The 17,223-nt window shown below is 71.2% G+C and carries 15 protein-coding genes; 3 read left to right on the forward strand and 12 right to left on the reverse strand.

Annotated features, from left to right (window positions below; genetic code table 11):
• Nucleotides 1-11: 11 nt before the first annotated feature.
• Genes DEJ20_RS15135 through DEJ20_RS15145 form a run of 3 tightly spaced genes read right to left on the reverse strand, consistent with a single transcriptional unit; the run spans nucleotide 12 to nucleotide 2,846 of the window.
• Complete coding sequence (locus DEJ20_RS15135) at nucleotides 12-1,073, reverse strand: DUF2891 family protein (protein ID WP_258377214.1); 1,062 nt, start codon at nucleotides 1,071-1,073, stop codon at nucleotides 12-14.
• Complete coding sequence (locus DEJ20_RS15140) at nucleotides 1,060-2,142, reverse strand: DUF979 domain-containing protein (protein ID WP_111236009.1); 1,083 nt, start codon at nucleotides 2,140-2,142, stop codon at nucleotides 1,060-1,062. The genes DEJ20_RS15135 and DEJ20_RS15140 overlap by 14 nt, the downstream gene beginning before the upstream one ends.
• On the reverse strand, nucleotides 2,139-2,846 hold the full coding sequence (locus tag DEJ20_RS15145) for a DUF969 domain-containing protein (RefSeq protein WP_111236008.1): 708 nt from the start codon (nucleotides 2,844-2,846) through the stop codon (nucleotides 2,139-2,141). Before DEJ20_RS15145 ends, DEJ20_RS15140 begins: the two co-directional genes overlap by 4 nt.
• 97 nt (nucleotides 2,847-2,943) lie before the next feature.
• Between DEJ20_RS15145 and DEJ20_RS15150 the strand changes: the two genes are divergently transcribed.
• Complete coding sequence (locus DEJ20_RS15150; RefSeq protein ID WP_111030607.1) at nucleotides 2,944-3,588, forward strand: GntR family transcriptional regulator; 645 nt, start codon at nucleotides 2,944-2,946, stop codon at nucleotides 3,586-3,588.
• An 82-nt stretch (nucleotides 3,589-3,670) separates the two neighbouring features.
• Here DEJ20_RS15150 and DEJ20_RS15155 read toward each other — a convergent pair whose 3' ends face one another.
• The 9 genes from DEJ20_RS15155 to pstC form a co-directional block, all read right to left on the reverse strand.
• Nucleotides 3,671-4,249, reverse strand: a complete 579-nt coding sequence (locus tag DEJ20_RS15155; protein ID WP_111236007.1) for a TetR/AcrR family transcriptional regulator — start codon at nucleotides 4,247-4,249, stop codon at nucleotides 3,671-3,673.
• Nucleotides 4,250-4,304: 55 nt separating this feature from the next.
• Nucleotides 4,305-4,844 (reverse strand): hypothetical protein, encoded by a 540-nt coding sequence (locus tag DEJ20_RS15160; RefSeq protein WP_146245464.1) that lies wholly within the window; start codon nucleotides 4,842-4,844, stop codon nucleotides 4,305-4,307.
• A 111-nt stretch (nucleotides 4,845-4,955) separates the two neighbouring features.
• On the reverse strand, nucleotides 4,956-5,732 hold the full coding sequence (locus tag DEJ20_RS15165) for a phosphate ABC transporter ATP-binding protein (RefSeq protein ID WP_228513776.1): 777 nt from the start codon (nucleotides 5,730-5,732) through the stop codon (nucleotides 4,956-4,958).
• Nucleotides 5,733-5,830: 98 nt separating this feature from the next.
• Nucleotides 5,831-6,877, reverse strand: coding sequence for a sortase (locus DEJ20_RS15170; protein ID WP_111236005.1), 1,047 nt, complete (start codon nucleotides 6,875-6,877; stop codon nucleotides 5,831-5,833).
• Between the two features lie 89 nt (nucleotides 6,878-6,966).
• Nucleotides 6,967-9,033 (reverse strand): Ig-like domain repeat protein, encoded by a 2,067-nt coding sequence (locus DEJ20_RS15175; RefSeq protein ID WP_111236004.1) that lies wholly within the window; start codon nucleotides 9,031-9,033, stop codon nucleotides 6,967-6,969.
• 64 nt (nucleotides 9,034-9,097) lie between these two features.
• Nucleotides 9,098-11,701, reverse strand: coding sequence for a hypothetical protein (locus tag DEJ20_RS15180; protein ID WP_111236003.1), 2,604 nt, complete (start codon nucleotides 11,699-11,701; stop codon nucleotides 9,098-9,100).
• Nucleotides 11,698-13,440, reverse strand: coding sequence for a phosphate ABC transporter substrate-binding protein PstS (gene pstS / locus DEJ20_RS15185; protein WP_258377213.1), 1,743 nt, complete (start codon nucleotides 13,438-13,440; stop codon nucleotides 11,698-11,700). Before pstS ends, DEJ20_RS15180 begins: the two co-directional genes overlap by 4 nt.
• A complete protein-coding gene (pstA, locus tag DEJ20_RS15190) occupies nucleotides 13,437-14,801 on the reverse strand; it encodes a phosphate ABC transporter permease PstA (protein WP_111236001.1) in 1,365 nt (454 codons plus the stop codon). The genes pstS and pstA overlap by 4 nt, the downstream gene beginning before the upstream one ends.
• A gap of 2 nt (nucleotides 14,802-14,803) precedes the next feature.
• Nucleotides 14,804-15,787 (reverse strand): phosphate ABC transporter permease subunit PstC, encoded by a 984-nt coding sequence (gene pstC, locus DEJ20_RS15195; RefSeq protein WP_111039792.1) that lies wholly within the window; start codon nucleotides 15,785-15,787, stop codon nucleotides 14,804-14,806.
• A gap of 449 nt (nucleotides 15,788-16,236) precedes the next feature.
• On the opposite strand from pstC, the gene DEJ20_RS15200 reads away from it, so the two are divergent.
• Both DEJ20_RS15200 and DEJ20_RS15205 read left to right on the forward strand, forming a co-directional pair.
• Complete coding sequence (locus DEJ20_RS15200; RefSeq protein ID WP_111039793.1) at nucleotides 16,237-16,758, forward strand: hypothetical protein; 522 nt, start codon at nucleotides 16,237-16,239, stop codon at nucleotides 16,756-16,758.
• A complete protein-coding gene (locus DEJ20_RS15205) occupies nucleotides 16,755-17,072 on the forward strand; it encodes a hypothetical protein (protein ID WP_111236000.1) in 318 nt (105 codons plus the stop codon). The genes DEJ20_RS15200 and DEJ20_RS15205 overlap by 4 nt, the downstream gene beginning before the upstream one ends.
• Nucleotides 17,073-17,223: the final 151 nt, after the last annotated feature.

Consider the following 17,223-nt stretch of genomic DNA (forward strand, 5'->3'; position numbering starts at 1 on the left):
CCGACGAACGATCAGCGAGCGGCGTGCTCCCGGGCCTCCATGGCGTCCCAGGCGAAGCTCGCCAGCCAGTGGGTGGAGTAGTACTCCTCGCCCACGCTCGCCGCGAGGCCCGAGGCGAGCAGCCGGTCGGCCGCGTCGTCGAGCAGGTCGGCGATGCCGGTGCCGGAGTCGTCCGGGCCGCCGGCGCGGAGTGCGTCCGCGATGCGCCGGGCCGAGCCCGCCCGCGACAGGTCGAGCCCGAACAGGTGCACCTGCTGCGGGTCGTTCTCGTCCCGGACCACCGTCGACCGCAGGATCGCGTCACCCGGCTGCACCGCGGCGAAGAAGCCGCGCGCCCACGTGGCGAACTCAGGGGCGGGCAGCACCGCCCGCATCAGGTCGGCTTCGGCGAGGCCCGCGGACAGGAAGTCGTGCCCGCTCCGCTCCCAGGCGAACGGCCACCCGGCGTCCGCGCCGAACCAGTCCTTCGCAGCCCCCTCGACCGCTGCCGCCAGGGCCGGACGGTCGAGCGACCGGGCGGCCTCGAGCACGAGCAGCAGCCCGAACGCCGAGTTCGAGTGCACGCCGTGCCGGACGGGGTGCGCGGCGCCGTCGATCCACCGGACGACCAGGTCTTCGAGGACGTCGACGACGGGTGCGAAGTCCGGCGCCAGTGCCCGGACAGCGGGTGCCTCGGATGCCGACACCTCGGCGGCGAGCCGCGCGAGCCACGCCCAGCCGTAGGGGCGCTCGTAGTGCGGCGTCTCGCGCAGGTAAGCGGCCTCGGTCGCGAGGTGATCCGTCGTGAGGTGCGCCTGCAGGATCGAGGTGAGCCGGGCCTCCAGGTCGGCGGGCAGGCCGTGCGCGACCAGGCGCGCCGCGAGCCAGTGCATGTGCACCGACGAGTGCCAGTCGTACGACGTGGCGAAGGCGGGGTGGAGCTCGACGGGCAGGGCCCGGTCGTCCGGTCCGGACGTCGCGTGGTGTGCGGCGTACGGGTACTCGCGGGTCGTGTTGTCCGCGGCGACGGCCGCGAAGCGGTCGGCCCAGGCAGCCCGGGTCAGGTCGATCGGGGCGGCATCAGAATGCGACAAGGTACATGACTCCCATGTTGACGACGAGCAGGATGGCGGCGGTGGGGATCTGCGCCTTGATCGGGCCGTACTTGTCCCGCATCTCGAGCAGCGCAGCCGGCACCAGGTTGAAGTTCGCGGCCATCGGGGTGACGAGCGTGCCGCAGAAGCCGGCGAGCATGCCGATCGCGAAGATCGCGGCGGGGTTGCCGTCGAAGCCCTGCACCAGGACGGGCCAGCCGATCGCGGCCGTCATGATCGGGAACGCGGCGAAGGCGTTGCCCATGATGATCGTGAACAGGGCCATGCCCAGGCAGTAGATGACCACGGCGGCGAGCAGCGAGCCGTCGGGCAGGACCGACTTGATGATCGTGCCCACGGCGTCACCGACCCCCGCCTGGGTGAAGACGATGCCGAGCGTCGACAGCATCTGCGGCAGCAGCGCCGCCCAGCCGATCGCCTGCAGCAGGCGACCGCCCTCGCGGATCGGGGTGGCGATCTTCGGCGGGCGCAGGACGAACACCGCCACGACCACGGCGAGCACCGAACCGATGCCCAGACCGGTCAGGGTCGCACTGCCCTCGGCGAGGAGCGGTTCGCCGCCGAACGAGACGAGCGGGCCGAGCGTCGCGACCAGCACGGCGACCACCGGCACCACGAGGGCCGGGATGAAGAGCCGGTTGCCGAACTTCGTCGCGAACGCGGCGCGCTCGTCCGGGCTGGTGGTGGCGAGCACACTCGTGCTGCCGCTGCCGGCGTGCGTGATCTTCTGCGTCACGCCGGTGGGTTCGGCGGGGCCGGTCTCGACACCCGTGCCCGCGCCGGGGATGCTCGCGACCCGGGTGCGGCTCGTCGTCCCGGTGAAGCCGAGTCCGGCGAGCGCGACCATCACGAGGACGGCGATCCCGAGCGTCCAGGCCGGCACGGTGCCGGCGGCGACGAAGGTGCCGTAGAAGAACGACAGGCCGAGGATGCCCCAGAACGCCGCGTTGCCCAGGCGCTTCGCGTGCGCGGTGTCGGTGACGATCAGGACGGCGACGGCGATGAAGAACGCGCCGATGAGCCAGTAGAGCCATTCGCTGGTGATCACGCTGCTGCCCCCAGGGTCGGGGCGTCGGCACGGGCGTCCGCCGCCATCTTGTCGAGTCGGCGGTCGAACAGCAGCAGGCGTCCGCCGTGCACGATGAGTGCCGCGATGCCTGTCGGGATCGCCCACAGGGCCAGGTCTATCGGTTCGAGCGACAGCCCGTAGGTCGAGTCGACGAACGTCGTGATGAGCAGGATCGAGCCGACGGCGACGAAGACGTCCTCGCCGAAGAACACGCCGACCGTGTCGGACGACGCCGAGTAGCCCTTGATCTTCTCGCGCATGCGGTCGTCGATCCGCCCGTACTTCTTGGTCGCCGCACCCTCGGCCATCGGGTACACCAGCGGACGCACGGTCTGCGCCGGGCCACCGATGCTCGTCAGACCGACCGCCGCGGTGACCTGCCGGATCACCAGGTACCCGGCGAGCAGACGACCGGTCGTGAGCTTGTCGAGCTTCGCGATCAGGCGCTTCGCCTGGTCCTGCAGGCCGTAGCGCTCGATCAGGCCGATGACGGGCAGGACGAGCGCGAAGGTCGTGACGGACCGGCTCGAGGCGAACCCGTTGCCGAACGCGTCGAGGATGCCGACGGGACCGATCCCGCCGATGGCCGCGGTCACGATGCCCGCGACCGTGACGACGAGGAGCGCGTTGATGCGCGATGCGAAGCCGACGATGACGACGGCGACGCCGATGAGGACGAACATGCGGGACAGTCTGGACCGCATTGTTCAACAATCGCAAGAGCCGGTTCTGCTCTGTAACACGCCCTTCACAAACGCCACCCGTGCCAGGATCGGTGCCATGACCCGAACCGTCGGCGGCGCTGACTCCACGGCCACGCGGTTGCGCACCATGATCGCGTCGGGTGGGTTCTCCCCCGGGGCGCAGCTGTCCGAGGAGCGGCTGAGCGACCAGCTCGGGGTCTCGCGGAACACCCTGCGCGAGGCCTTCCGGCTGCTCGCCCGCGACCGTCTGGTCGAGCACGTGTTCAACCGCGGGGTGTTCGTCCGCCGGCTCTCCGCCGCCGACGTCACCGATCTCTACGCGGCTCGGCGGGTGCTCGAAGAGGCAGCCGTCCGTGCCTGCACCCCCGACGCACCGGCACTCGCCGAGGCCGCCGCAGCGGTCAGCGACGCCCGGGCAGCCGCGTCCGCGGGCGACTGGGGTGCGGTCGGGACCGCCGACATCCGGTTCCACGCCGAGCTCGTGCGCGCGGTGCCGAGCGAGCGGATCCACGCCCTGATGGACGGCCTGCTCGCCGAGATGCGGCTCGCCTTCCTGACCACCGCGGACCCCGCCTCGTTCCACGCCGACTTCGTCGAACGCAACGACGCGATCGTGTCCGCGTTGCGCGGTGGCGACCAGGACGCCGCCTCGGCGCTGCTCGCCGACTACCTCGACGATGCGGAGCGGACGCTGCGGGTCGCCGCCGGCGCAGCCGACTGAGGGACGGCCAGGAGGCCCGGTGCGGCTCCGCCCCGCACGTTCCGTCCGGCGGCGCTAACGCTGATCCCTGCGGACCCCTCGGTCAGGATTTCCCACCGAGCAGCGCCGTGACCGCGTCGACCACCACCTGGCGACGCCGCGGCGGCGTCACGGCCTGCACCAGCGGCTCGTACTCCGGAGCGGTCGCGCTCCAGAACGCAGCGGTGTGCAGGACGAGCCCGAGGAGCACCGCCGGACGGAACGCCCGCGGCAGGACCCCGGCGCGCTGCGCGTGCTCGACCTCGGCCACCGCGTCGGCGTAGCTCGTCGCGACGGACTCGAGCGGGACGTCGGCGCGCTCGAGTCGGTGCCAGGCCGCGAGCCGCTGGGCCCAGGGGCGACGGACGTACGAGTCGTGCACCCGGCCGGCCCAGGCAGCGAGGTCGGCGGTGTCGAGTGGAGCCTCGGCGAACGTCTCGGTCACGGTGTCCGCGACGAGGGCGTCGAACAGCCCCTCCTTGCTGCCGAAGTAGTGGAAGGCCTGCGCCTTGTTGCTCGACGCCGCGGCACCGATCCGTTCGACCCTGCCAGCGGCCAGCCCGACCGCGGCGAACTCGTCCCGCGCGGCGAGCAGGAGCCGGGCGCGCATCGCGTCAGCGGCTGGGGGCGTGAATCGGGCCATGGCGACCACCGTACCGACCACGCGGCCCACAGAGCTGGAGTGCACCGCAGCAGCTTCAGGCCCGCTGTCTCCGCACAGCGCTCCGAAGGACCAGCGCGAGCGTCAACAGGACGCCGGCGACCACGGCCCCCTGGACGAGGTCGGCGAAGCCGCGCTGCAGATCGTCAACGTTGACGAGGATCGCGACGACCAACGCCGCCGTCACCGCGAGCACGATCGACCGGGCTCGCAGGCTCCCGTCCGAGCGACTCACGGCGGAGTGGATCGCCACGAACGGGACCGGGAAGAGCGCGGTGAAGGCAGCCGAGCCGTCGAAGAAGAGGAGTCCGACGAGCAGCCCTGCCCCGAGCCCCGTCGACAGCACCACCCAGTCCGACGTGGAGATCCCGGCCCTCGCGGGGCCTCTGCGCCGACGCCGACCGGGCAAGAGCGACAGGGCGCAGACGGCGCCACCGACGAGCAGGAACGCCCCCGGATTCCAGGACGCCTCGTTCGGAGCACTCATCATCGAGGCCCCGAGCGCCATGCTGGCGAACAGGATCACCCGGACCCCACTCCGCCGCATCTGCTGGATCGCTCGGTTCTGATGTTTCACATCCCAGACCATACTGCCCGGACAGGCGTGACGGGCGTCCGCTGGTGCCGTGGTCCGCGACCACAGCCGGACGGGAGGCGCGGTGCGGGCCCGCACCGCGCCTCCCGTCCGTCATCCGAAGCGACCGTTGACGTAGTCGGCGGTGCGCGGATCCTGCGGTGTCTGGAACATCGCGTCGGTCGGGCCGTGCTCGACAATCGCACCGGGTGTCCCGGCCTCGGCCAGGAAGAACGCGCAGCGGTCGGAGACGCGTTGCGCCTGCTGCATGTTGTGCGTGACGATGACGATCGTCACGTCGGTGGCGAGCTCCGTGATCGTCTGCTCGATGCGCCGGGTCGACGTGGGGTCGAGGGCGGAGCACGGCTCGTCCATCAGGAGCACCCGCGGACGGACGGCGAGCGACCGCGCGATGCAGAGCCGCTGCTGCTGCCCACCGGACAGACCGCCGCCGGGTTGCCGCAGGCGGTCCTTGACCTCGTTCCACAGGCCCGCCTTGGTGAGGGTCTCCTCGACGAGCGCGGCCTTCGCGGCCTTGTCGAGCCGCACACCCGTCAGGGCGAGCCCGGCGAGCACGTTGTCCTGGATGCTCATCGCGGGGAACGGGTTCGGCTTCTGGAACACCATGCCGATCTGCCGCCGGGCCTCGGTGATGCGCCGGGACGCGTCGTAGATGTCGACGTCGTCGAGGAGCACCTCACCCGCGAGCGACGCCGTGGGGACGAGCTCGTGCATGCGGTTGAGCGTGCGGAGGAACGTGCTCTTGCCGCAGCCGGAGGGTCCGATCAGGGCGGTGACCTGGCCGGCCGGCATGGTCAGCGAGACACGGTCGAGCACCTTGTGGTCCCCGAACCAGGCGGAGACGGATCGGGCGTCGAGCGTCGCGGGCAGGGTCGACGGATCCGGTGCCGGCGGCACGCGGTCGAACCAGCTGTCGAACTCGGCGAGGAGGGTTTCGGTTTCTGTTCCGGGCATCGTGGTCTCTTCGGTCACATCAGGTTGGGCAGGAGGACGGTGAGCTGGGACGCCGCGGAGAGCCCGACGGCGAGCACCACCGGGACGGCGACGACGAGTGTCTGTCGACGGCCCCAGAAGCGCATCCCGACCGCGAACAGCGCGACCATGCCGGCCAGGACGATCAGGCCGAGCACCAGGAACGGCCACACCGAGCCGTCACCGGCCATCGTCAGTTCGGCGGGGGCGAGTGCGGCGTAGCCGAACGAGGGCGTCGGGGTGGGAGCGGCCTTCGAGACGAGTTCGGCGTCGACGCGGACGACGGAGTCGGGCAGGAACGGCAGCCCGGCGGCGGAGACCAGGGTGAGCCGACCGTCGCCGGCCTCGAGCGGTGCGGGGACGTGGTCGCCGGTGCGGCGGACGTCGACGACCCGGTACTTCGCGGTCCCCTGCCCGGTCGTCGCGGTGATGACGGCACCCTTGTCGAGCTGGTCGATGCGCCCGAAGGGGCCGCCGTAGGCGGTCTGGCGCCCGTAGACGACGCTCGCGCCGACCTGACCGGGCAGCGGGGTGTCCCGACGGTGGCCGGGGCCGGAGCGGGTGGTCTCCGACGTGGTGCCCTGCAGCACGACCGTGTCGAGGCCGAGCGCCGGCACCCGGACGATCGCGACGGGGGTGCCCTCGGGGACCAGGCGGCCGTCGGTGCCGGTCTGGCCGACGGGGGCGGTGGCGTTGGCGAGCTGGTAGCGGAACGCGTCACGGGCGAGCTGCTGGTCGCGCGAGTACGTGACCTGCGACACCGCGGTGAACTGCAGCGCGAACCCGACGAGCAGCAGGCCGACGACGACGATCGCGGAGCCGCTGAACCGCCAGCGGTCGGGGGCTCCGAGGACGGGGATCGCCCGGGCGGCGGGGCCGGCGGACTCGTGGGACCAGCCGCTGACCGGGCGGGAGGGGCGCCGCGTGCGGGACGGTCGCAGCCCCCGGATCGGCCGCCACGGGCCGGCGGCTCGGCGGCGACCGCTCGCGTCCTGCTCGCCGGAGGGTCGCCGGCCCGGCAACCAGGAGGTGAAGCTCGTCATCGATCCGTCCGTCGGGGTGTTCGGGGGTGGTGGTGTCTTCGGTGTGGGGTGCCCGGCCGGTCCTGTCGGACCGGCCGGGCGGGGTGGGGCTAGCGCGTGATCTTGACCGAGGACGAGGTCCGCGCGGTGTTCCAGAGGGAGTCGCCGCCGTAGACGACGGTCAGCTTGTGCGTGCCGGCCTTGAGACGCGGGAGCGAGACGGTGCCACGCCCGGTCTTCGACAGCGACACCGAGGCGAGCGTCTTGCTGCCCTCCTTGACGGTGACCTTGCCGGTCGGGGTCACGCCGGTGCCGCTCACGGCGACGGTGACCTTGGCGTGGGACTTCGCGGAGACCGACTTGACCTTGCCGGCCTTCACGGTCGGCGCGCCCTTGGCGACCTTCACCGTCGAGACGGTGCTCGTGGCGACCGTCCCGCCGGCCGTGGCCGGGGTGTAGGTGGCGACGAGGCTGTACGAGGTGCGCTTCGGGACGAACGAGACCGACGCGGTGGTGGCCCCGGCGGCGACCTTGGCGGTGCCGACGGTCTCCGTGCCGTTCTTGATCGTGACGGTGCCGCCCGTGGCGTTCCCGCCCGTGATCGTCGTGGTGACCTTGGCGGTCTTGCCGACCGTCAGACGCGGGACCGTCATCGTGACGCCGGTCGCGGCCGAGACCGTGACCGTGGACGCCGCCGAGGTGCTCGACGCGACGCCGGCGAGCGCCGGGATGAACAGGGCGTTGACCGAGGCCGTGCCGCTGGGCAGGGTCACCGGGGCGGTGACGCTCTTCGCGCCCTTGGCGATGGTGCCGGTCCCGACGACGGTGGAGCCGTTCAGGAACCGGACCGTGCCGCCGCCGGTGCCGAACGAGTCGACGGAGACGGTGGCGCTGACGGGCTTGCCCGCGACGGCCTTCGCCGGGATCGACAGGGCGGTGGTGCTCAGCGATGCGGGGAAGGCGCGCAGCTGGGCGTAGCCGCAGGTGGTGGCGGCGTTGGTCGCCGGCTCCGGCAGGAACCCGTAGGCGGCGATGGTCGCGGTCTGCTTGCAGACGAGCGAGTCCTTGCCGACGAACGCCTTCGCGATCGCGCTGGACGGGTCGTCCGCCAGGCGCGACGGGACGATGTTGTAGACGTCACGGACGAAGCCGGCGTACGCCGGGTTGGTCGCGTAGGCCTTGCCGCTGCCGGTGGTCGCCGGGGTCTGGCTGCCGGCCGTCTTGCCGAGGTCGGCGAGCGTCACGCCGTGGCGACGGTCGGCGACGCCGCCGACGCCGTTGGCCTGCGCCACCCACTGGCTGACCGAGAACGGGGCGATCGCGAGCGTCGAGCCGGTGTCGGCCGCGACGACGGCGGTGCCGTCGTGCTCCTCGATCGGCTTGCCGGCCGAGGTGTCGGAGACGAAGGAGTTCGTGCTCGTGAAGCCCGAGGCGTCGGTCAGACCGAGCTGGCCGAGGAAGTAGCTGCGGGTGCCCGAACCGAACTTGGGCAGGAGCGGCTGGATCTTGGAGGCCTTGGTGCCGTCCGGACCCGTCGCGCTGCCGCCCACGGAGTTGTAGGTGCCGTCCGCGTTGAAGTAGGCGTAGGACACATCACCGCGGTAGACGTTCCAGAGCGTCGGGGCCGTCTTGGCCTGCGACCCGTCCCCGATGGAGAAGGGCACCTTCGCCAGCGGGCTGCCCGGCGCGTAGGCGACGTCGACCGCGTCGCGGGCGAACGGCACGTACGCCAGGACGCCGTCGGCCGACTGGTCCTTGGCGGCGGGGCCGCTCGACGAACGGGCGAAGTCGAGCTGGCCGACGACGGACTCGTCGATCGTCGTGCTCGTGCCGTCGGCCAGGGCGACGCCCGACTTGTTGGCGACCGCACCGACGGAGACGAGCAGCTCGTCACGGCCGGCACCGGAGCCGGAGACACGCGGGATGGCCGCTCCGCCGGAGCGGGTGACGACGGTGGGGCCGGCGTTCGTCGCGTCGTACGAGGCGATCTGGTTCCCCCCGACCGCTGCTGCGACGCCGTTCATGACGTCCTGCGTCGTGTCCGAGCCGAGGCCGACGAGCTTGCCGAACGCGTTCCCCGCGGGGTCGGCCTGGGCCGCCGGCACGGAGAGGGCACCGACGATCAGCGCGGCTGCACCGAACGTGACTGCCGACTTGCAGAAGGTGTTGACCTTCATGGCTGGTGTTTCCTTTCGTGGGTTCGACGCTGCCCAGGTGGCAGCGGTCGTGGATGGAACTCGGTCACACGTGGGCGGCGGCCAGCATCGCCAGCCTCCGGCCACGGCGGATCAGGAACGGCCCCACGCCGAGCGCCGGCAGGCCGGCTCCGAGCGCCGCGGCGAGACCCAGGCGGGTCGCGGCGAGCGGCTGGTCGTGGGTGCGTTGGGTGGGTCCGGACGCCTCGTCGACGTCGTTGGTCGACACGGGAGGCGCGGCATCGGCCACCGGGTCGACGGTCGCGTCCGGCAGGGTGTCGGTCGACGTCCCCGGGTCGGTGACGGGATCGGTGACGGTCTCCGTCGTGTCGGTGGGCGGTGGGACCGCCCCGTCGGTGCCGGACGCCGTCGGCTCGGTCGGAGCCGACGCCGCCGGCGGCTTCGGGCACGCCGCGGTGACCGTCCGGGCGTCGGTCAGCCCGGCGGCGACCTGCCCGGCCGCTGTCCGCATGCTGCTCGACAGCGGGACGTAGCCGGCAGGGAGCTCGCCCTGCTTCTCCCCCGGTACCTGACCGGCACCGCTCGCGTACCGGATGAATGTGGCGTAGTCCGAACGCTCCGCCGGGCTCGAGGCGCAGACGTTCACGGCCGCGTAGCTGAGCATGGCCAGGGGGTACGCCCCCGCGTCACGGTTCGCCGGGTCCGCCACGACGACGCCCGGCACGGTCGACGGCCGCATGGTCGCGATGCCCTTCGTGATCGACTCGGTGGTCGGGGCGACGGCCTCGCCGGCGGCGTTCACGAGCTTCGCGGTGGGGAGCGCGTACCGGGCGGCCGAGGCCGTGTCCGTGATCGACAGCAGGAACCGGCTCCCCGGCACCTGGGCGCCGAGCGAGGTGTAGCCCTTCGGCTGCCCGAACGGGTTCCAGGAGTCCTTCTGGTTGGGGTCCGCCTTGAGCGTCCGGTAGGCACCCTCGTGCATGTCGTTCATGTACGGGCGCATGTCGAGGGTGCCGTAGCCGGTCTCGTCCGGGTCGCCGCCCTTCGCGATCGTCAGGTCGGCCTTCGGGAAGCTGTCGATCGTCGTGTCGGTCGCCAGTGACAGCGGGCGGTAGGCGGGGTTGATCCGCATCCCCCACTCGTCCGGGCGCCCGTCGAGGAACGCCGCCGCGACCGGGTCCGCCCGCAGCCACGCCCAGACCCGGGCGTTCGCGTTCGTGTCCCCGAGCGCGACCATCAGGCCGGCCGGGGCGGTGTCGCTCTTCGAGCCGACGAAGGTCGGGTTGAGCGCGAGGAACTCCGGGTCCGTCACGATGCTCGAGGCGTTCGCCGCCACGGTGGGGTCGCCCTTGCCACGGCCGGGCACGTCCGCCTGGTACGACTGCGTGAGCAGCTTCGCGACGAGCCGTGCGTCGAGGGTGAGCTCCTGCGCCTGCAGCCCGTTCCGCGCCTTGGCGGGGGCGTCCGGGTACAGCCGGTAGTCGATCGAGAACCCGATCACGATCGCCGACTGCGCCACCGGGGCGTACCGGATGGTCGTGTCCGGGGCGGTCGCGGGGTCGAGCGGGGTGTTCACCAGGGCGAGCCGTGATGCTCCGTCGGTCGTCGAGACGATCTGGTGCTGTGCCTCCTCGTCGCCGATCTGCGAGTAGCCGTAGGTGGTGCCGAGTCCGCACAGTGCGGGCTGCCAGGCGGTGACCGCCTCGGTGGCGGGCTCCGAGCCGACCAGGCGCTGCTCCGCGTTGCCGATCGGGCAGGCCTGGGCCACGGACTGGAACCCGAGGGGGAACACGACGCGGTTGCGCCAGGCCGACGCCGACAGCGGCGAGCCGGTGACACGACCGGCGGCGGTCGACCCCGCGGTGCCGCCGTCGAGGTTGTGGCTGCCGCGCGGCACGATCACGAGCCAGCAGTCCCGCGGCGTCGTCCTTCCGGCAGCCACCCGGTCCTGCCCGCAGCCGAGCTGCGGCGCCTCGAGCCCCGACTGGGTCTCGAAGGTGACCTGGCCGGTGCCGTCGCTCGCGGTGCGCGCGGCCGTGACCTCGTTCGTGGTCGTCGCGTCGAACTGCTTCGACAGCTCCGTCGTGCTCTTCGACAGGGTCCCGTCGACCGACCGGAAGGGCACGCGGTAGGCGCGGAGGAACGGGTTCTCGACGGGCGGGTCGAGCAGCAGGTCGGCGTTCGCGTCCGGTCCGGTCAGGGTCGGGTCCTGCAGCGGGTCGTCCCCGTTCACCAGGTCGCGCTTGGCGGCACCGACGCCGGTCAGCGCCGCGATGGTCGACGACGGAGCGCCCCACTGGCACTGCTCGGGGGACGGTCCGGCCGCCTCGTCGCCCCAGCACTGCATGACCTGGACGTAGTCGGTGGCGTACTCACTCGGCGAGGTCGGCTTCGCACCGGTCCAGCTCACCGTGACGCCCTGGTCGGTGAGCTCGCGGGTCTGGCTGACCGTGAAGGACATCTTCGAGAAGTCCGCAGCGTCGGGGTCGGGCGTGGTGGTCGATCCCCCGGCACCGAGGGCGGCCTGCGCGTCGACCCACGACTTCGTCACCGCGGACGAGGGCGTGGCCGACGGCGCGTTGGCTGACGCCGGGATCGTGGCGACGAGCAACGAACCGGCGATGGTCGAGGTGACGGCGCCGAAGACGAGGGCCGCGGAACCGAGTCGGACGAGGTGCTGGTTCTTCACTTCTGGGTCCTCCGTCGGGACACGAGCACGCCGATCAGCGGGGGCAGGAGGACCACGCCCAGCAGTGCGGCCACGGCGCAGAGCATCAGGGTGCGGGTCGGCGTCCAGCCGTCGGCCGCGTCGACCTCGACCGGCAGGGCGGCCACGTTCTGGCACACACCGCTGTCGGCGTCGCACTGCACGGGCGAGCCGTTGTTCAGTGCGGGCACCGCGCCGGTGCCACCGCTGCCGGTGCTGCCGCCGGAGAGCTCAGTCGAACCGCTCCCGGATCCCGAACCGGATCCGCTCGAGCCGCCGGAACCGGAACCCCCGGACCCGCCGCCCTTCGCACCGGTTGCCGAACCGCCGCCGGAGCCCGAGCCGGAGCCCTGGGCCGCCCCGGTACCGCCACCGGAGCCGCCCGCGCCACCGCCGGACGCGCCACCGCTCTGGGTCGGCGTCGTGGTGCCCTTCGCCCCGCCGGTGCCCGTGTTGCACTGGGTCGCGCCGAGTTTGTCGCACGCGGGCGGCTGCGGCGCCTTGACGGCGAGGGTGTTCTTGCCGTCGGCGGAGAACGTCGGGTTGTTGCACTTCCGGATGTCGATCTTCTTCGCCTCGACGCCGGGGATGCGCCGCACCTGGTCGAGTCCGGCCTGCACCAGGTTGATCGGCAGCGGCGAGTACCCGAGCACCTCGGCCTGCTGCTGCCCCTCGCACAGGAAGTAGTAGTCGAACGCCCCGAGGGTCTTGCCCTTCGCCGGGGTCAGGCTCGCGTCGGTGGTCGTCGGCACCACCATGTAGGAGTACGACGACAGCGGGTAGGTGCGGGCGTCGGGGTTGTCGTAGACGCCGTCGAGGATCTGCGTCAGGTACGACGACGACCGCTTGTCCTGGTTGATCTTCGCGCCGAGCAGGCCCACCGCGACGTTCGAGGCGGTCGGTTCGACGTAGTAACCGGCCTTGTTCAGCACCTTCGCCACCGGGTAGCCGGTCTTCAGCGCGTAGGAGTACTCGACGTACGTGATCGTGCCGACGTTGGCCTTCTGGGCGACGTAGCCGGACACGCCCTGCGAGTTCGGCTGGGCGATGAACCCCTTGCCGGCGACCGTCGGGTAGTTCGACGTGATGCCGCACGGCAGCGGCCGGCCCGCCTGCTTGCAGTACGCGTTCCACTCGCTTGGGTACTTCTTGCTCATCCAGGTGGTGAACTGCGCGGTCGACCCGGACCCGTCGGACCGGACGACCGGCACGACGCGGCGCTTCGGCAGGTCGAGCCCGGGGTTGTCGGCCTTGACCTTCGGGTCGTCCCAGCTCGTGATCTTGCCGGTGAAGATGCCCGCGAGCACCGGGCCGGACAGCCGCAGGTTGGTGATCTGCTTGCCACCGGCGCTGAGGTTGTACATGAACGACGTGCCACCGGCGACGATCGGCATGTACGCGTAGCCGACCGTCGGCGGGACGTCGGTGACCCCACCGTCCTTGATGCCGTACGGGATCTCGGAGACGGCGAAGTCGACCGTGCCCGCCTTGAACTGGTTGCGGCCGTCGGAGGACCCGGTGCTGGCGTACCGGACCTTCATCCCGTACTGCTGCACGTTCACGGCCCACTGCTGGATCGCGACGGAGCTCCACGACGAGCCGGCGCCGGAGATGGGCACGTAGGACTCGCCCGCGTCGGCCGCGGTGGCGGGGAGGATCGACAGGGCCAGTGCGGCGGCGGCCAGGACCGCGCCCATCAGGCGTGTTCTGCGGGGTCTCACGAGGGGTCCTTCTGGGAGGCGTCGGCGGGGAACGGGTGGACGTAGCGGCGGGCATGCCGGCGGACGAAACGGCCGACGGGGCGCCAGACCGGTTCGGCGACGGCGACACCGCGCAGGACCAGGCGACCGAGCGCCCGGAAGCGGTCGTTGCGGCGCTCACGGGTGGCGACGGTCTGCGACCCGATCACGCGGGCGATCACGAAGAGCACCAGCACGAGGAACATCAGGACCGCGGCCGCGCCGAAGCCGCGGGCGATCATGTTCGGTTCGGGCGACTTGACGAACTCGAAGATCGCCAGGGGCAGCGAGATCATCGGACCGCTCGTCGGGTCGAGGTTGAGGTCGGGCGCGAAGCCGGCGGTCAGCAGCACCGGGCTCGTCTCGCCGATGCCGCGCGCGGTGGCGAGGATGATCGCGGTCACCAGGCCGGAGCGGGACGTCGGCAGCACGACCCGCCACACCGTCTGCCACTGACCGGCACCGAGCCCGATCGACGCCTCCTTCAGCGTCGACGGCACCAGGCGGAGCACGACGTCGGCGGACCGGATCATGATCGGCAGCATCATCACGCTGATCGCCAGGGACGCCGCGAACCCGGACTTGTCGAAGCCGAGCCCGACGATGACGCTCGCGTAGATGAAGAGCCCCGCGACGATCGATGGCAGCGCGGTCATCGCCTCGACGATGGTGCGGACGAACCGGGCGAAGGGTCCGGGCACCTCGGTCAGGAACAACGCCGTGGTCACGCCGAGCGGCACCGTGATCACGAGCGCGATCGAGATCTGGATGAGCGACCCCGCGATGGCGTGCAGCACCCCGCCGGAGGTCATCGGGTCGAGCGGCCCGGTGAGCGCCATGTCCTGTGTGTAGAAGTTCCAGTGCGGCAGCGCCTTCGTGGCCCGGATCACGCTGAACGAGACGACGAACACCAGCGTGGCCACCACGACGAACGCCAGCGAGTGCACCGCGGCGGAGACGACCCGGTCACGGACCACGGCCGCGCTCTCGTTGGTGGCGACGAGGAGCGCGTAGAACACCAGGAACATCACGTAGGCGACGGCCGCGAAGGCGATCGGGCCGGAGACCGGGGCGAGTTCGATGAACACGATCGACGTGACCGAGACCGAGGCGACCCCGGCACCGACGACGCAGAGCACGTCGCTGATCCGGGTGCCGCTGAACCGGCGCTCCTCGGGCCCGCGGGCCGGCTCGGACTCGCGCTCGAGCCGCGGCAGGACCGTGCCGGAGCCGGAGCCCGAGGGGGTCGACACCGTCACCGGGCTGGCCGGCACGGGCGTCGACAGGGGGACGGTGGGCAGGGGTGACGTGACGCCCGACGGCGCCTGGGTGGTGTCGGTCATGGTTAGCTGCTCGCTCCCGAACGCGATCGGGCGACCACGGCGGACGCGGCGAAGTTGATGCACAGCGTCATCAGGAACAGCGTCAGACCCGCTGCCATGAGCGCCGACATGCCGAAGGGTGTCGCGTCGCCGTACCGCAGGGCGATCAGCGAGGAGACCGAGCTCGCTCCGGCCTGCAGGATGTGCGGCTGGATGACGAACACCGGCGAGATGATCATGTAGACCGCGATGGTCTCGCCCAGCGCCCGGCCCAGACCGAGCATCGTCCCGCCGATGATGCCGCCCCGGCCGAACGGCAGCACGACCGAGCGGATCATCCCCCACCGCGTCGACCCGAGCGCGAGCGCCCCCTCACGCTCACCGAGCGGGGCCTGCGAGAACACCTCGCGCATGATCGAGGTGACGATCGGCGTGATCATCAGCCCGACGACGATGCCCGCGATGAACGTCGAGGCCGTGTACGCGGTCGGCGACGCGAGCGGGTCGTCGAGGTCGACGCCCGACACCGAGAAGAGCGGGATCCAGCCGAACCACTGCGAGATCCACCGCGACACCGGAGTGATCTGCGACTGCAGGAAGAAGAAGCCCCAGAGCCCGTAGACGACGCTCGGGATCGCGGCCATCAGGTCGACGAGCCCGATGAACGCCTTGCGGATCCGCAGGGGTGCGTACTCGGTGATGTACAGCGCGGTGCCGAGCGAGAGCGGCAGGGCGAACGCGATCGCGACGGCGGCGATCAGCACCGTGCCGACCAGCACTGCGGCGATGCCGAACCGGTGCGCGTCGGGGTCCCAGGCCTGCGTGGTGAGGAACCCGAACCCGGCGACGCGCAGGGCCTCGGCGGCCCGGACGGCCAGGAACAGCCCGACGAGCAACATGATCGCGAGGACGGTGACACCGCCGGCACGGGCGATGTTCCGGAACCTGACGTCCGATGGGTCCCGCACGACCGTGAGCAGGCGGGGCGAATCTGTGGACAACGGCATCCTTCGGAATCCGGGGCAGCAGGTCGGGTGCGCCGGGGGATGCTGCGCTCCCGTTCCGGCGGGCATCACATTGGCAGTCGCTCGACCAACGAAGGCCCCTCAGCCGGCGTCCAGGAAAGGGCTCAGAAGTGAACAGACGGGTTTCCTGAGCGGATCGCAAGCTTCGTGTGGTCGCCACACCCTCCGTTCGGGGGCGGACGGAGCAGTCCGGGGTACAGCGATCGGGGCACAAGCCCGATGCGCCACAGAACCCCAGATCGGAAGGTGGTTCGTTCCCGGAACCAATATTTCCTCACACTCACGCGCTCCCCTCCCGCCACTGGGTGAACACCCAGGGGAACGAGGCTCGAGCTTCCGTTCCCACGTATCAAACTTGTCGTTGCACATTTCACCGGATAGCGGCAGATTGGTCTGCGATCGGCGAAGGACGTCGATCGGGAGGGCACCCAATGACGTCGTTCACCGTCTCCACGAGCAAGATCGCAATTGTCGGGCTGTTGACAACCGGGTTGTGCGCGTCCACGTTCGCCGCTCCGCCAGCTCACGCTGCCACGGGAGCACCTGCGGCTTCGGTCACCTCGATCGTCGAGGACCTCGATCTCCAGGCCGCCGACGTCGAACGCGGGCTTGCGCTGATCGAGAGCGTTCCGGAAGCCGTCCTCCTCCAGGGCCAGACCGCGTACGAGGAATGGGCAGCTGGCAACCCGCTGGTCCAGCGAGCGACTCGTGCGAGCATCCTCGAGTGCACGGGAGCGATCGCGCTCGTGATCGCCTCAACGGCATTCCCCGTCGCGAAGATCTTGAAGATCAAACGTTTGATCAACTCGCTCGGCGGCGTCACGAAGGCAGTCCGGATCATGTGGGGCGCGTCCTTCAGCTGGGAGAAGATCCGGGCCCTCGGCGGGGCTGCGGCTGCGCTGGGGGCTGAGCTCCTCGGCATCGCGGCAGTGAAGCGAGGGTGCTTCCGATGAGGCGCCGGGCGCCGGCCTTCATCGTGCTCTTCGGAATCGTGTCGACGGTCGGCGCCTGGCTCTCGCTCGATCTGCTCTACGCGTGTTTGGCAGCGCTCGCGACGATCACGTACGCCGCCTTCGCTCCGAGCATCGTCGGGAGTACGCCGATCCACCCGGGGTCAGCACCAGACCCGGCACAGGTGCGAAGCTGGCGTGAGACCCATCCGGACTCGACGGTGAGCGAAGCGATCGATGCCGTCACCAAGCGTGAGCGCATCGACTCGGAGGCCCGTGGAGACAACAGCTCAGGGCGACCCGCCCGGCGCCGCTGACTCCGACCACGCTGACCGCCCACGCAGGACCGGCGACGGTTCCGTGCGCGCAGCAGTCGGATCCCCGCGCGAGCACCACGACGACGCACGATTCCACCGCAGATGGGCAACTTTGCGTCCCCCGAACTTCCCTAGGCTCGAGACGATCCGG

This window comes from Curtobacterium sp. MCSS17_005 (assembly GCF_003234225.2).
GTDB lineage: Bacteria > Actinomycetota > Actinomycetes > Actinomycetales > Microbacteriaceae > Curtobacterium > Curtobacterium flaccumfaciens.

Coding starts and splice junctions, on each gene's coding strand:
- DEJ20_RS15145 (WP_111236008.1), bottom strand. CDS start 2,846: ATGTTCGTCCTCATCGGCGTCGCCGTCGTCATCGTCGGCTTCGCATCG.
- DEJ20_RS15150 (WP_111030607.1), top strand. CDS start 2,944: ATGACCCGAACCGTCGGCGGCGCTGACTCCACGGCCACGCGGTTGCGC.
- DEJ20_RS15155 (WP_111236007.1), bottom strand. CDS start 4,249: ATGGCCCGATTCACGCCCCCAGCCGCTGACGCGATGCGCGCCCGGCTC.
- DEJ20_RS15170 (WP_111236005.1), bottom strand. CDS start 6,877: ATGACGAGCTTCACCTCCTGGTTGCCGGGCCGGCGACCCTCCGGCGAG.
- DEJ20_RS15175 (WP_111236004.1), bottom strand. CDS start 9,033: ATGAAGGTCAACACCTTCTGCAAGTCGGCAGTCACGTTCGGTGCAGCC.
- pstA (WP_111236001.1), bottom strand. CDS start 14,801: ATGACCGACACCACCCAGGCGCCGTCGGGCGTCACGTCACCCCTGCCC.
- pstC (WP_111039792.1), bottom strand. CDS start 15,787: ATGCCGTTGTCCACAGATTCGCCCCGCCTGCTCACGGTCGTGCGGGAC.
- DEJ20_RS15200 (WP_111039793.1), top strand. CDS start 16,237: ATGACGTCGTTCACCGTCTCCACGAGCAAGATCGCAATTGTCGGGCTG.
- DEJ20_RS15205 (WP_111236000.1), top strand. CDS start 16,755: ATGAGGCGCCGGGCGCCGGCCTTCATCGTGCTCTTCGGAATCGTGTCG.